The organism is Actinoplanes oryzae (assembly GCF_030757795.1).
Taxonomy (GTDB): Bacteria; Actinomycetota; Actinomycetes; order Mycobacteriales; family Micromonosporaceae; genus Actinoplanes.
Genome location: NZ_JAUQWH010000077.1, coordinates 26,306 through 40,951 on the forward strand (window position 1 = coordinate 26,306; position 14,646 = coordinate 40,951).

Annotated in this window: 11 protein-coding genes, 1 pseudogene and 1 riboswitch; of the genes and pseudogenes, 9 read left to right on the top strand and 3 right to left on the bottom strand. The window is 70.8% G+C overall.

What is annotated here, in order from left to right; translation table 11 throughout:
• Positions 1 to 47: 47 nt before the first annotated feature.
• The 7 genes and pseudogenes from murJ (at position 48) to RBH18_RS23895 (ending at position 8,938) form a co-directional block, all read left to right on the top strand.
• Positions 48 to 1,811, top strand: coding sequence for a murein biosynthesis integral membrane protein MurJ (gene murJ, locus RBH18_RS23865; RefSeq protein ID WP_372338976.1), 1,764 nt, complete (start codon positions 48 to 50; stop codon positions 1,809 to 1,811).
• Positions 1,812 to 2,000: 189 nt separating this feature from the next.
• Positions 2,001 to 3,542, top strand: a complete 1,542-nt coding sequence (locus tag RBH18_RS23870; RefSeq protein ID WP_456237636.1) for a protein kinase family protein — start codon at positions 2,001 to 2,003, stop codon at positions 3,540 to 3,542.
• A gap of 167 nt (positions 3,543 to 3,709) precedes the next feature.
• Positions 3,710 to 4,375 (top strand): annotated as a pseudogene (gene sigM, locus RBH18_RS23875) (RNA polymerase sigma factor SigM); the annotation flags it as partial.
• 245 nt (positions 4,376 to 4,620) lie between these two features.
• Positions 4,621 to 5,553, top strand: a complete 933-nt coding sequence (locus RBH18_RS23880) for a hypothetical protein (RefSeq protein ID WP_306211500.1) — start codon at positions 4,621 to 4,623, stop codon at positions 5,551 to 5,553.
• A gap of 139 nt (positions 5,554 to 5,692) precedes the next feature.
• The gene (trxB, locus tag RBH18_RS23885) at positions 5,693 to 6,652 is read left to right on the top strand and encodes a thioredoxin-disulfide reductase (protein WP_306211502.1); all 960 of its coding nucleotides are present in this window, start codon (positions 5,693 to 5,695) and stop codon (positions 6,650 to 6,652) included.
• A gap of 255 nt (positions 6,653 to 6,907) precedes the next feature.
• The gene (gene trxA, locus RBH18_RS23890; RefSeq protein WP_305788471.1) at positions 6,908 to 7,231 is read left to right on the top strand and encodes a thioredoxin; all 324 of its coding nucleotides are present in this window, start codon (positions 6,908 to 6,910) and stop codon (positions 7,229 to 7,231) included.
• Between the two features lie 555 nt (positions 7,232 to 7,786).
• Positions 7,787 to 8,938 carry an N-acetylmuramoyl-L-alanine amidase gene (locus tag RBH18_RS23895; RefSeq protein WP_306211504.1) on the top strand — a complete coding sequence of 384 codons (1,152 nt, stop codon included), beginning with the start codon at positions 7,787 to 7,789 and terminating at the stop codon, positions 8,936 to 8,938.
• A gap of 262 nt (positions 8,939 to 9,200) precedes the next feature.
• Here RBH18_RS23895 and RBH18_RS23900 read toward each other — a convergent pair whose 3' ends face one another.
• Both RBH18_RS23900 and RBH18_RS23905 read right to left on the bottom strand, forming a co-directional pair.
• On the bottom strand, positions 9,201 to 9,515 hold the full coding sequence (locus tag RBH18_RS23900; RefSeq protein WP_306211506.1) for a DMT family transporter: 315 nt from the start codon (positions 9,513 to 9,515) through the stop codon (positions 9,201 to 9,203).
• Positions 9,516 to 9,532: 17 nt separating this feature from the next.
• A riboswitch (guanidine-III (ykkC-III) riboswitch) is annotated at positions 9,533 to 9,600 on the bottom strand.
• A gap of 448 nt (positions 9,601 to 10,048) precedes the next feature.
• Positions 10,049 to 10,714 carry a GNAT family N-acetyltransferase gene (locus RBH18_RS23905; protein ID WP_306211508.1) on the bottom strand — a complete coding sequence of 222 codons (666 nt, stop codon included), beginning with the start codon at positions 10,712 to 10,714 and terminating at the stop codon, positions 10,049 to 10,051.
• A gap of 193 nt (positions 10,715 to 10,907) precedes the next feature.
• Between RBH18_RS23905 and RBH18_RS23910 the strand changes: the two genes are divergently transcribed.
• Together RBH18_RS23910 and RBH18_RS23915 are read left to right on the top strand one after the other, a co-directional pair.
• Positions 10,908 to 12,197: an aminotransferase-like domain-containing protein gene (locus RBH18_RS23910; protein WP_306211510.1), complete on the top strand. Its 1,290-nt coding sequence runs from the start codon at positions 10,908 to 10,910 to the stop codon at positions 12,195 to 12,197.
• 8 nt (positions 12,198 to 12,205) lie between these two features.
• Positions 12,206 to 13,168 (top strand): D-alanine--D-alanine ligase family protein, encoded by a 963-nt coding sequence (locus tag RBH18_RS23915; RefSeq protein WP_306211512.1) that lies wholly within the window; start codon positions 12,206 to 12,208, stop codon positions 13,166 to 13,168.
• Positions 13,169 to 13,234: 66 nt separating this feature from the next.
• On the opposite strand, the gene RBH18_RS23920 is transcribed toward RBH18_RS23915, so the two are convergent.
• Complete coding sequence (locus RBH18_RS23920; protein WP_306211514.1) at positions 13,235 to 14,032, bottom strand: hypothetical protein; 798 nt, start codon at positions 14,030 to 14,032, stop codon at positions 13,235 to 13,237.
• Between the last annotated feature and the right edge of the window lie 614 nt (positions 14,033 to 14,646).

Sequence of the window (14,646 nt, forward strand, 5' to 3'; positions counted from 1 at the left end):
CCGGCACGATCCCGACGGCCGCCGGCGACCAGGCGTTGCCCCCGGAAGTGATTCCGCCCACACCGATCGAGTCGTCGGGCGGCGGCACGGTCTACGGCAGCCGCACGGCCAACCGGTCCGAGGGCGCGGTCTACGGCGGGCCGGCGGTCCACGACGAGTTCGCGCCCGAGGCCGTTCCGGACGCCGCTCCCGAGACTCCGGCTTCGGAGGAGCGGTCCACCGCCGGCAACAGCCTGATCATGGCAATCGGCAGCTTCGTGAGCCGGATCATCGGCTTCGTCCGCAACGCCCTGATCGGCATGGCGCTGGGCTCGGCGGTCGGCAACGCGTACACGGCGGCGCAGTTCCTCCCCGGGCAGATCTACGAGCTGCTGCTCGGCGGCATCCTGTCCAGCGTCCTGATCCCGTTGCTGGTGCGCCGCCGCAAGGAGGACCCGGACGGGGGTGAGCTCTTCACCCAGCGCCTGCTGACCTTCGCGGTCGTGTCGCTCGGCATCGCGACGGTCCTGGTCACCGTGGCGGCCCCGGTGATCACGGCGATCCAGTCCAGCAGCGGCTCCAGCGACGACTACCAGCACCTGGTGACGTCCCTGGCGTACCTCATCCTGCCGATCATCTTCTTCACCGGCCTCTCCGCGCTGATCGCGGCGGTGCTCAACGTGCGCGGCCACTTCGCCGCGCCGATGTGGGCGCCGATCCTCAACAGCCTCGTCATCATCGCGGCCTGCGGCATCTTCCTGGTGGCCTTCAACACCGACGGGCTCAGTCCGGCCACGATGACGTCCGGCCAGATCCTGCTCATCGGCGGCGGCACGCTGCTGGGCATCGTGGCGCAGACGGCGGGCCTGCTCCCGGCCCTGCGCAAGGTCGGCTTCTCCTGGAGATGGCGCTGGTCGCCGCGGGAGCTGGGCCTCGGCGAGATCGGCAAGCTCGCCGGCTGGATGCTCTGCTACGTCGTCGCCAACCAGATCGCGGTCTTCCTCGTGGTGCGGGTGCTCAGCGGCGTCGCGGAGGGCGACACGGCGAGCGTCCTGGCGTTCAACAACGTCTACCTGCTGACGATGATGGCCCACGGCATCATCGGCGTCTCCGTGATGACCGCGCTGCTGCCCAAGATGAGCGCCGCCGCGGCCGACGGACGGTTCACCGACGTGAGCGCCGACCTCAGCCGCGGCATCCGCCTGGTGACCACCGCGCTGGCCCCGGTCACCGTCGCCTTCTACGTGCTCGGCAAGCCCATCGCGGTGACGCTCTTCCAGGGCGGCAATTACACGTACGAAGCCGCCTGGGCGACCGGCGACGTCCTGGCCACCGCGGCGCTCGTGGTGATCCCGCTGTCGGTCAGCTATCTGTGCACGTACACCTTCTATTCCCTGCAGGGCAACAAGACGGTGGCGCTGATCAACCTCCCGGTCGTGGCCGTACGCATCCTCGGCTACATCGTCCTGGCGGAGCTCCTGTCGTCGTCGCTGGCCGCCGCGGGCATGACCGCCGCCAACGCCATCTCCTATCTGCTGTCCGCGGTCATCTCGCTGGCCGTGCTGCGGCGGCGGATCGGCCGGCTCAATCTCGGTACGGTCGGCAAGGCGCTGCTGAAAGTCCTGGTGGCCGCCGCGATCGCCGCCGTGGCCGGGGTGCTGGTGGTCAAGCTGCTGCCCGGCGGCGACACGCCCGACCGGGTCGCGGCCCTCGTTCAGCTCGTCGCCGGCGGTGCCGTGATCGTGCTGACCTACCTGGTGTCCGCTACGCTGCTGAGAGTTCACGAGGTCAGCCAGGTCGTCGGCACGGTGCGGCGCAAGCTCGGGCGCTGATTCTCTCGCTGATGCTTGTGGACACCCGGCCGAAAACCCGCTGAACAGCTGATTCTCCCGCACCGATCGGACCGGTCGGCCCAGGCAGCACGTCTCGCCCGAGTGCCGCGCCCGGGGATGACCGTGGGGGTTCGGCGCCCGGACGGGTATGGTCGGGGGCGACAGTGCGGACTCACCGAGGGAGGACGGGTGACCCAGGTCGGCGAAGGCCACGAGACCGCGGCCGACGAAGCCGGGCCGGTCATGACCTTCGGTGCGCCCACCGTCGGTGAGATCCTGGCCGAGCGTTACAGGCTCGAGGAGCACGTCAACAACGACAGTGCCGGCCGGCAGGTCTGGCGGGGCATCGACGTCATCCTCCGGCGGCCCGTCGCGGTCGTGCTGCGCTACCCCGGCGGCGACTCCGCGACCGAGATGCTGCAGGCGGCGGTCGACGCGAGCCGCGTGATCCACCCGAGTCTCGTCGGGGTCTACGACGCCATCGACGAGGGCCAGCGGTCCTATGTCGTGCGCGAGTGGGTCGACGGCGAGGCGCTGCGCGAGCTGATCTCGCGGGAGGGCCCGCTGGAGCCCAGCCGCGCCGTCACGATCGCCCACGCCCTGGCCGACGCGCTCACCGCCGTCCACGCCACGGGCATGGTCCACGGCAACGTGCACCCCGGCACGACCCTCATCGGTGACGACGGCCGCGTGGTGCTGGCCGACGCCCGGGCCGACTCCGCCGACAGCACCGAGTCGGACATCCGCTCGGTCGGCGGCATCCTTTACTACGCGCTGACCGGTCACTGGCCGCACGCCGAGCTCGGCTCCCGGCCCGCCCTGCCCGACGCCGTCCGCGACGGCAACGGCGAGCTGGTCCCGCCACGGCAGGCCCGCGCCGGCATTCCGGCCTATCTCGACGACCTCACCATGGACCTGCTCGACAAGCGGGTCGCGGCGCCCGAGGCGGAGGCGCTCGCCACCGAGCTGTCCCGGCTGACCGAGGCCGACGAGGAGTTCGAAGAGGTCGGCCCGCTGCGCTTCACCCAGGGCACCTCGGCCGAGCCGGTCCGCAGCACCCGCAAGATCTTCCTCGGCGTGGCCGCGCTCGCGGTCATCGCCGTGGTCGGTTTGGTCTTCGGCATCCGCGCCATCAGCAACTCGGGCGGCGACACGCCGAACCAGACCACCCAGGCCGGCACGTCGACGGAGCAGGGTCCCGCCGGGGCCGACCCGACCACGGGAGCGGCCGAGGCGTCGCCCAAGCCGTTCAAGCTCACCGCGGACATGGTTCGGATCGTGGATCCGCCCAAGAGCGATCGCGCCAACACCGGCGATGCGAAGTACACCATCGATGACGATTCGGACACCGTCTGGAAGACCCAGGGCTTCAACCAGCCCAACTTCGGCAACCAGAAGCCGGGCATGGGTGTTCTGATCAATCTCCAGTCGCCGAAGCACGTCACCGATGTCCGGGTGCAGACGTCGGTGCCCGGCGTCACCATGGACGTGCGGGTCGGCACCAGCGATCCGGGCGACAACTGGGACGGCGACAAGAAGATCGTCGACACGTACAAGAAGCTCGTCGACGGTGACACCGAGCCGACCAACGGGACGAACGAGATCTTCACCGGCTTCGAGGCGGACCAGACGTATCAGTACATCCTCGTCTGGCTGACCAAGCTGCCTGCCGACGACGACGGTCGCTACCGCGTGAGCGTCGAAAACATCGCCGTCTACGGCACCGACTGACCGCGGCCGCGCGTACCCGAGCCGCGCGTACACCGCTTCATGTGACCTGGGCCCGGCCCCCATCGGGCCGGCCGGCTGTCCCGTGCCGACATACTCGCGGACGCCGGCTGTCCCGTGCCGACATCTCCCCACCCACCCGCGATGCCGTGTTCGGCTAGATTGCTGACGTGTCCACCCGTAGCGAGCACAGCGGCACGGACGGCGTCGGTCCCACCGATGCCGAGCTGCTGCGAGCCCATGTCGAGGGCGATCCGGTGGCCTTCGCCGAGCTGGTTCGCCGGCATCGCGACCGGCTGTGGGCGGTGGCGCTGCGCACGATCGGCGACCGGGAAGAAGCCGCCGACGCGGTGCAGGACGCGCTGCTGTCGGCGCACCGGGCCGCCGCTCGCTTCCGTGGCGACTCGGCGGTCACGACGTGGCTGCACCGGATCGTGGTCAACTCCTGCCTCGACCGCATCCGCCGGCGGCAGGCCCATCCGACGGTCCCGCTGCCCGACGGCCGGACCGCGGAGGACGGGGGCCTCGGAGCCGGGCCCGAGCCGGCCGCGCCCGCAGCCGATCATGACACCGCGCTCGTCGTCCGGGCGGCTCTCGCCGACCTGCCCGTCGACCAGCGGGCGGCGCTCGTGCTCGTCGATGTCCAGGGGTACGCGGTCGCGGAGGCTGCGGAGATCCTCGGGGTCGCGGAGGGGACGATCAAGAGCCGGTGCGCGCGCGGGCGGGCTCGGATGGCAGTCGCCCTCAAGCACCTGAAGACCGGCTCCGACGAGGGCGACGGGCCGGGGTTGGACTCGGGCACCTCATCGGGCGCCGGCACTCGCTCAGGCATCTCCGGCGGCGGCTCCGCGGGCGGCGGCTCCGCGGGCGGCGGCTCCGCGGGCGGCGGCTCCGCGGGCGGCGGCTCCGGCTCGGGCGCCTCGCCGGGCACTTCCTCCGGCTCGGGATCGGGCATCGGTGGAGATACACGTCACGATGGGAACCGTGGCGACGGCCGGAGCGTCTCACCGAAGTCCGCCGCGTCGGTGACGTCGCGGACGGCCGGGCCCGGGACAGGTCCGGACGGCAGAAGGGATCGGGCGTGACCGGGGCAGAGTTCAGCGAGGTCGACTTCGACCTGCTGGCCGACTATGTCGGCGGCGCGCTGGAGGGCACCCCGGAGGAGGCCGTCGTCGGGCGCCTGGTCGCTGCGGAGCCCGCCTGGCAGGAGGCGTACGCCGAGCTGACCGCCGCCACGGCCGCGGTCACGATGTCGCTGCAGTCGTGGGGTGCCGAGCCCGCGCCGATGCCCGAGGACGTGATAGCGCGGCTGGATGCGGCCGTGCTGACCGCCGGCCCGCTCACCAGCCCGGTCAGCGATCCGATCACCGCGCCTCCCGCCGCCGAGTCGACCATGCCAGCCGCTGCTGCGCCGGAGCGGCACTTGGTGGCCGTACCGGATGCGGGGGAGCGACCCACGACGGCCCGGAAGCGGGCCCGGCGGTTGCGGTGGGCGGCACCGATCGGGGTCGCCGCGGCGGTGCTGGCTTTCCTCGGCTTCGGTGTTGAGCGGCTCACGACGTCCGGCGGTTCGGACGACTCGGCCGACGCTCCGGCCGCGGCGGGTGCGGCCGAGCTGTCGGTGGCGGCACCTCAGATCGTCGAGTCCGGGACCGACTACTCGGAGCAGACCCTGGCCGGTTCGGCGCCCGGCTCCTCGCCGCAGATCATGGCCGCGCCGCAGCAGGACGAGTCGATGCGGTCGTCCAAGGCGCTGCCGGATGCCGGGGCGGAGGTGGCTCTCGACCGGTTGCGGGTGCGGGACGCCCTGCTGGCTTGTCTCGGAGCCATCACCCGCGAGAACGGCGCCGGGCCGATCACCGCGCAGACGGCCGACTTCGCACGCTACGCCGGGGCGCCGGCCGTGATCGTGCACTTCACCGCGACGAACGGGACCTGGGCGTGGGCGGTCGGACCGGACTGCGGATCGCCCGGCTCCGGCTCCGGCAAGCTCGCTTTCGTCCGGGTAGGCTGACCGGATACCCGCACGTCGTGAGGCGGCCCACTATGCCGCGTCCCACATGCCGCGTCGCGGGGGAACATTGCTTGCCTACCATGACGTTCTAGCGTGCGATGTCGCCGGAAGTCGGCGAGACCAGACTGAGGAGTCGGCAGTGGACGAGGTCCGCAACCTGATCATCATCGGCTCGGGGCCGTCCGGTTACACCGCGGCGCTCTACGCGGCCCGGGCCAACCTGAAGCCGCTGGTCATCGAGGGTGTGCAGTCCGGTGGCGCGCTCATGACCACCACCGAGGTCGAGAACTTCCCGGGTCACCCCGACGGGATCATGGGCCCCGAGCTCATGGACAACATGCGCAAGCAGGCCGAGAAGTTCGGTGCCGAGTTCATCACCGACGACGTGACGCGCGTCGAGCTGACCGACAAGCCGACCGCCGCCGGCACCGAGGGCCTCAAGACCGTCTGGGTGGGCGAGAAGGAGTACTTCGCCCGCGCGGTCATCCTCTCCACCGGCTCCGCGTGGCGGCCGCTGGGCGTGCCCGGCGAGCAGGAACTGCTCGGCCACGGCGTCTCGTCCTGTGCGACCTGTGACGGCTTCTTCTTCCGCAACCACAACATCATCGTGGTGGGCGGCGGCGACTCCGCGATGGAGGAGGCGACCTTCCTGACGCGCTTCGCCGAGACGGTGACGATCGTGCACCGCCGCGACTCGTTCCGCGCGAGCAAGGTCATGCAGCTCCGGGCGCTCAACAACCCGAAGATCAAGGTCGAGTGGAACTCGACGGTCGAGGAGATCCTCGGCGACGACGGCAAGGTCGTCGGCGCCCGCCTCCGCAACGTCGAGACCGGCGAGACCAAGGTCCTCGACGTCACCGGCGTCTTCGTCGCGATCGGCCACGACCCGCGCAGCGAGCTCTTCAAGGGCCAGGTCGAGCTCGACGACGAGGGCTACGTCAAGGTCGACGCCCCGAGCACCCGCACCAACATCCCCGGCGTGTTCGCGGCGGGCGACCTGGTCGACCACACCTACCGTCAGGCCATCACGGCCTCCGGCACCGGCTGCGCCGCAGCGCTGGACGCCGAGCGCTTCATCGCATCGTTCATCGAGCTGTAAGCACCACCGCCGGCCTTGGCCGGATCGAGCTGTGAGCACCACCGCCGGCCTCGGCCGGATCGAGTTGTAAGCATCACCGCCGGCCTCGGCCGGATCGAGCTTTGAGCACCACCGGTCACGGCCGGACCGGGCTGTCAGCACCACCGGCCCGGACCGGGCTGTAGGCAGCGTCACCCGGGGGCGGCCGAGCGCCCGGGTGACCGCACCACGTCAGGCTTCGGCAACACCAGGCAGAGCAGTAACCAGGAGGTTCCAGTGGGAGCAAATCAGGCCGTCACCGACGCCACTTTCACGAGTGACGTGCTGCAGTCGGACAAGGTCGTCCTTGTCGACTTCTGGGCCGAATGGTGCGCGCCGTGCAAGAAGGTGGACCCGCTCCTGCAGGAGATCGCCGCCGAGATGGGCGACAAGGTCAAGATCGTCAAGCTCAACATCGACGAGAACCCGGAGACCGCCCGCGCCTACCGCGTCATGTCGGTCCCGACGCTGACCCTCTTCAAGGGCGGCGAGCCGGTCAACTCGGTCGCCGGCGCGAAGCCGAAGGGCGCCCTGGTCAACTTCATCGAGTCGGCGCTCTGACCCGAGCTCCGCGCAACGCCTCGCGTCCGGCTTCCGGGTGCGGGGCGTTGCTCTTTCCGCACGGATTTCACCACCGCACGGATTTCACCACCGCGCGGAGGTCCAGCCTTCCGCTCGGAGACTCAGCCTTCTGCGCGGAGCCCTGGCTGTTCGCTCGGAGACCCGGCCTTGGCGGGCGGAGCCCTGGCCATTCTGCGCGGAGCCTCGGCTTGCCGGGCGGCAGGGCCAGCGGCCGTGAGACGCGGGGCGCAACGTGCGGGACGCCGGGGCATTCTCTCTTGCTCTCCGCATCGACGAGCCCGCACTTGAGGCGCATCGCAGGCTTTTCGGGCGACGTGCTCATGGGCCGTACGACTCTGCCGGAGGTTGCCCGGGCGGCATATCGTCGTCAGCGGCTCCAGTCACTTCGCTCTGTGAGGGTGCTGTCCCCGAAGCGTCAGCGGATCGTGATGCGACGCACGGAGCGGGCATCGATGCCGGGCCGTGCCGGGCACCACGGAGTAGGCTCCGGAAGTTGCCCTCCTGCCATCCCCCCGAGTTGTTAGGGAGCCGCACGTGCGCTCGATCCGACGTGGAGACACCGGTCCGGCCGTCGAGGAGATCCGGTCGATCCTGGTGACTCTGGAGTTGCTGGAGACCGGGGGCCCCGAGTTCGACGACGGCACCGAAAACGCCGTGCGTGCCTTCCAGCAGAGCCGCGGTCTCGGCGTGGACGGCATCGTCGGCACCGAGACCTGGTCCGCCCTCGACGGCGCCCGGTGGAAGCTGGGTGCGCGCACGCTGTTCCACTCCGTGCCCACGTTCCTGGTCGGTGAGGACGTGCGCACCCTCCAGGAGCGCCTGCTCGAGATGGGCTTCGACACCGGCCGGGCCGACGGGATCTACGGGCCGCGCACCGCCCGGGCCGTCGCCCAGTTCCAGCGCGAGGTCGGCCTGACCCCCGACGGCTCGTGCGGCCCCCAGACCATGAAGGCGCTGCGCCGGCTCGGCCGCAAGGTCGTCGGCGGCCGCCCCAACTGGCTGCGCGAGGCCGAGGCGTTCCGCCAGTCCGGCTCCAGCCTGGTCGGCAAGACGATCGTCATCGATCCCGGCCACGGCGGCGCGGAGGATCTGGGTGTCGTCGTGCCCGACGGGCAGCTGCGCTGGACCGAGGCCGATCTGGTCTTCGACATCGCCACCCGGCTGGAGGGCCGGCTGGCCGCCGCGGGCATGCGTGTCCACCTGACCCGCGGCCCGGCGCCCACCCAGCCCATGACCGGCCAGGAGCGGGCGGCCCTCGCCAACAGCCTCGGCGCCGACCTGCTCATCTCGTTGCACCTGGACGGGCACGACAACGCGGCCGCGGAGGGCGTGGCGACCTACCACTACGGCACCGGCAACGGTGTGACGTCGACGGTGGGGGAGCGGCTCGCCAACCTCGTCCAGCGCGAGGTCGTCGTGCGCACCGGCATGCAGGACTGCCGCATCCACGCCAAGACGTGGGAGCTGCTCCGGCTCACCCGGATGCCGGCTGTTCGGGTCGACCTCGGCTATCTGTCCTCGCCGACCGACCGCGAGCGCCTCATCGACCCGGCGTTCCGTGAGCAGATCGTCGAGGCCGTGCTCGCCGCGGTCCAGCGCATGTACTACCCGGTCGAGGCCGACGTGCCGACCGGCTCGATCGACGTCCGCCAGCTGCGGCTCGCGTTGGCCTCCCGCAACACCTGATCCTGTACGACGCCCGAGCGGCCGGCCCGTCACAGGACGAGCCGGCCGCTTCGCATTCCGGAACGTCTCGGTGAACCCGAGCAGTACGTAACCTCCGAGCGGCCAGCCACTTCACGTGTACGTGACTGCAACTGCTGGCCGCCTCACGTGTACGTCGGCTCCGAGTAGCCAGCTGCTTCATGTGCGCCGGCTTCATGTGCGCCGGCTTCATGTGCACATCGGCATGGTCGACCATCGGCAAGCAGATGCCGATGCCCGGGTGCTAGTGGAAGACCTTGAGGCCCACGACGCCGCTCACCACGAGCAGCAGGCACAGGATCCGCGGCAGGCTGGCCGACTCCCCGAGCGCCAGCATGCCCACCAGTGCCGTGCCGACCGCGCCGATCCCGACCCACACGGCGTAGCCGGTGCCCACGGGGATGCTGCGCATCGCGTAGCCGAGCCCGGCCATGCTGAGCACCAGGGCGACGCCGAACACGGCGGTGGGCAGCGGACGGGAGAACCCCGAGCTCCGGTCGAGCGCGATCGCCCACACCGTCTCAAGAATCCCGGAAACGATCAGAACGAGCCATGCCATGGCAGACGCCTCCCTCGCGGGCGGTCGTCTTGTCAGGCCGGGTACGACACGCAACTCGTCCGGGGCGGCCACAGCGCGGCGCCACTTCCAGGCTAGCGCTCCGGCCGGCGGTGGCCACCCTCTGTTGCTGAGGTCACCACACCGGCTCCGGGCCGCAGGGGCCAGAGTCGCCGCGTCGAGCAAGCCGCGCCACCCGGCCTCAGTGAGCGGCGACAACAAACCACCACGACGAGAGGCCACAGCAGGCCGCCGGGACGAGCGCCACACGACGAGACGAGACGGGATGCCACGCGACACGACCGGGCGAGACGAACGCCACACGACGCGACGCCACACGACGCGACGGGATGCCATGAAGACGCGACGGGACGCGACGCCGGAGCGGGATGGCACGGGACCGGAGGAGAAAGCGGCCAGGCGTAGCGGGTGAGTTGCAGAGTAAGCCCGGCGGCCGCGCACTTCGCCTGCGCCGCACCTGGATCCGTCCGTCGGGGCAGTCGCTTGCGGGCACGCGTATTTGATGAAAAGCGCACTCAGCCCGGCGTCGACGTCGTCGCTGGCGCCGGGCGGACCGGCCGCAGTAGCGTCTCGGGGCTCATCGAGCCGAGCAGCTTCTCGAGCGCGTATTCGACGTCCGACTTCCAGGACAACGCCGTGCGCAGCTCCAGGCGCAGGCGCGGATAGCGCGGGTGCGGCCGGACGGTCTTGAAGCCGACCGACAGGAAGAAGTCGACCGGGGCGACGCAGCCCTCCTCGCCCTCGCTCGCCTCGCCGAACTTCTGGTCGCCGAAGGCCTCGATCGCCTTGACGCCGCGCTTGGTGAGGTCGCGGGCGACGCCCTGGACGAGCATGCGGCCGATGCCGCCGCCGGCGAAGGCGGGGACGACGTGGGCGATCATCAGCAGCGCGGCGTCGGCGCTGACGGGGGAGGTGGGGAAGGCCATGGACCGGGGCACGTACGCCGGCGGGGCGAACATCACGAACCCGGCCGGCATGCCGTCGACGTAGGCCAGCTTGCCGCAGGAGCCCCACTCGAGCAGCGTCTGGGAGACCCACGCCTCCTTCTCGAGGCCGGGGTCGCCGGTGGCGCAGGCGCGCTCGGCGGACACCGGGTCGAGCTCCCAGTAGACGCAGCCCCGGCAGGGGCGGGGGAGGTCCTCGAGGGTGTCGAGGGTCAGATTGACCAGGCGTCGCGACATCGCGGGTCCCCAGGATCTCGGTAGCTGTCCACATGTGCCGAAGCTGGATCCTACGCGCATCGGGGTCCACCGGCACGGGATTGGCACCCGCCCGGGTGTCCCGCTCGGTGAACAACCGGCTCGGATCCATAAGTCAGACGTCTACCCTGGGCACAAGACGTTGACCACACCACGTTTGCCGAGGTGAAGACGCATGTCCGGAACCACCCAGGACGATTACACCGATCGCTATGCGCGCCGGGTCAGGGGGATGACGACCTCCGAGATCCGCGCCCTGTTCGCCGTCGCCAGCCGGCCGGAGGTGGTGTCGCTGGCCGGCGGGTCGCCCTACATTGCCGCGCTTCCGCTCGACGCGGTCGGCGAGATGATGGGCCGGCTCGCGGCCGAGTCGGGTGCGACGACCCTGCAGTACGGCATCGGGCAGGGCACGCTCGAGCTGCGCGAGCGCATCTGCGAGGTCATGGAGCTGTCCGGGATCAAGGCGTCGCCGGACGACGTGGTGGTGACCGTCGGCGGGCAGCAGGCGCTCGACCTGGTGGCACGGCTGTTCCTGGACCCGGGTGACGTGGTGCTCGCCGAGGGGCCGACCTATGTCGGCGCACTCGGCGTGTTCCAGGCCGCCCAGGCACAGGTGCGGCACGTGGCCATGGACGCCGACGGCCTGATCCCCGAGGCACTCGAGGCAGCGATAAGGGAGGCAGGTGGGCGGGCCAAGTATCTCTACACGATCCCCACCTTCCAGAACCCGGCCGGCGTCACGCTGTCCGAGGAGCGCCGGGAGGTCATCCTCGACATCTGCGAGCGGCACGGGCTGCTGGTGGTGGAGGACGACCCCTACGGCACGCTCAGCTTCGAGGGCGAGGCCCCACGCCCGCTGCGCGCTCGGCGGCGGGACGGCGTGTTGTACCTGAGCACGTTCTCCAAGACCTTCGCGCCGGGGCTGCGGGTCGGATGGATCCTGGCACCCCATGCCGTACGCGAGAAGCTCGTCATGGCCTCCGAGGCGAACATCCTGTGCCCGAGCGCGTTCGCTCAGCACGCCGTGACGCAGTACCTGTCGACGATGCCGTGGCGCGAGCAGATCAAGTCGTACCGCGAGATCTACCGTGAGCGCCGCGACGCGATGCTCGACGCGCTCGACGGTCTCATGCCGCCAGGCACCACGTGGACCCGTCCGAACGGTGGCCTGTTCGTGTGGGTGACCCTCCCCGAGGGCCTCGACGCCAAGGCGATGATGCCGCGGGCCATCGCGGCGCGGGTGGCGTACGTGCCGGGCACGGGCTTCTACGCCGACGGCACGGGCACCGGCCACATGCGGCTCAACTACTCGTTCCCGGCTCCGGAGCGCATCCGGGAGGGCATCCGCCGGCTCTCCGGCGTCATGGAGCAGGAGCTCGCCATGCGCGCGGTGTTCGGCCCGACAACCCCCCACCGCCGTCGGGGCCGGGCCGCCGCGGACACTCCCGGCCCCGACTTGGCATGATCACTGCCATGGGTACGCCTTCCGATGCGCACGTCCTCGTCCTGGCCGGCGGTCTCTCGTACGAGCGGGATGTCTCGCTCCGGTCGGGCCGCCGCATCCTCGACACCCTCCGCGCCGCCGGTCTGTCGGCCGAGTTGCGTGACGCCGACGTGTCGCTGCTGCCCACTCTTCGCGAGGATCCGCCGGACGCGGTCGTGATCGCCTTGCACGGCGCGACCGGGGAGGACGGGTCGCTGCGGGGCGTGCTGGACCTGTGCGGCGTGCCGTACGTGGGCTGTTCCGCCACCGCGTCCCGCCTCGCGTGGGACAAGCCGTCGGCCAAGTCGGTGCTGCGCGAGCACGGCATCCGTACGCCGGACTGGGTGGCCCTGCCCCACGACCGCTTCTCGGAGCTCGGGGCGGTCGCCGTCCTCGACCGCATCGAGGCGCGGCTCGGGCTGCCGCTGATGGTGAAGCCGGCGCAGGGAGGATCGGGCCTGGGCGCCTCCGCGGTCCGCGAGTCTCCGGCGCTGTCGGCGGCGATGGTGGGCTGCTTCGCGTACGACTCGACCGCGCTGGTCGAGAAGTACGTCACCGGCATGGACGTGGCGGTGACCGTGGTGGACCTGGGGGAGGGGCCGTTCGCGCTGCCGGCCGTGGAGATCGTGCCGAGGAACGGGGTGTACGACTACGCCGCTCGGTACACGGCCGGACTCACCACGTGGCACACGCCGGCGCGGTTGTCGCCCGCTGTGGCCTCGGCGGTGGCTGACACGGCGCTCGCGGCGCACAAGGCGCTGGGGCTTCGGGACCTGTCGCGGGTCGACCTGATCGTCGACGAGGACGGACTGGCGTACGTGCTGGAGGTCAGCGTGTCGCCGGGGATGACCGAGACGTCGCTGGTGCCGTTGGCCGCGGAGGCCGCGGGGCTGGACTTCGGGGGGATGCTCGCCGGGCTGGTGTCGCGGGCGATTGCCCGGGGAGCTTCGTAGGCCCGGTGTTTCGTCGAGAAGGGCGGGCTACCTCGTAGGTGGCCCGCCCTTCTCGCTTTCTGTCGGCTACCGCCCGGGGTCGTTGCCGGCTGTCGCCCCCGGCTCTCTCGTGCGGCCGTCCTGCTGCTGCGGAATGGCGACCGAGGGCTCGCCGTGGTTGCTCCTGCGCCCTGTTCCCGCGGTCGGGTCGTCGAGCGACGCTTCGGCGAGGTTGTCGATGGCCGACCCGAAGCGCACGGCGCCGTCGTCCTCGGTTGCCGTTTCGGGGCTCGCCCACGCCGGCTGATCGGTGAAGGTGGCCGGTGATTCCCATTGGATGTGCGGGGGCTCGGCGATCGCCTGGCCGCCGAACTCCGCGAGCCAGGCGGCGACGAGGGCCATGTTCTCGCGCCATTGGTGTTCGGGGATGACCGGGAGGATGTCGTCCCAGAGCGCCAGGAAGGTTCCGCGGAGCTGCAGCATTCCGTGGGGCCGGGCCAGGAACCACATGTGCAGGTGCGCGGAGCCGTCGCCCCACCGATTCACGTGAACCCGGGCGACGCCGTCGAGGGAGCGGATCGCGCGCTCGAGCCGGACCGTCATGACGCCGAGCTCGGCGGCGAGCAGGTTGGGCAGGTCGCCGAGATCGAGGTGCGAGCGGCATTCGAGGATCAGCACCGCCGGCAGCCCGGTCGGCCGGTCCATGCCCCGGACGCGCCATCGCTCGCTGACCCAGATGTACGCGTCGTCGGGCGTGCTGCAGGCCACGCAGTCCTCGGCGTTCTCGCCGCTCCGGGCCGGCTCGACCGCGACGGGTTCTTTCAGGGGCTTGACCCGGAGGTCGCCTTCGAAGGGAAAGGACGGCCACCGGATGAAGTCCGGCAGCGAGGGGGCATCGTCGGGCACGACGCTGACCCTAGTGCAGGACGAAGACCATGTCCCGGGTCAATTTCCGGTCCGCCGATCGGCCGTCTTCGCGCGACGACGCCGGCCGCTCACCGCGCCCCAGCCGGCCGCTCCGACGTCGAAGCCCATCACCGTCGGAGGACCTCGGCGCACACCCGCGAAGTTATCCACAGAAGTTATCCACAGCCCCCGCCGTTTCACGTGAAACACGACGTCGCAGGCCTGTAGGCCCTGTGGATACCGCCGTGGAAAGCCGAGCGCCGTGGTCCCCGTTTCACGTGAAACACGGCGGTACGTCGATTGTCCCCAGCTTCCACACACAGCTTGTGGATACTCCCCGTCGTGGATGTCCGTGGACCACTCGTACAGTCACACGTCCATCCGTTGCTCTCCGGCCGGATGACGTCGGCACCCGGCCGGGATGGCATCGACACCCGCCCACCATCGCTCCTCCCGTCGGACGGGATCGATGCCAGAGGAGCCGCCGTTGTTCGCCGTATCCACCAAGTGCCCGAGGGAGCGAGTGCCGAATCGCCCGCGCAGGGCCTTTCGGATCGCGGTCCCCACCAAAAGTGGATCTCCAGAAATCCCAG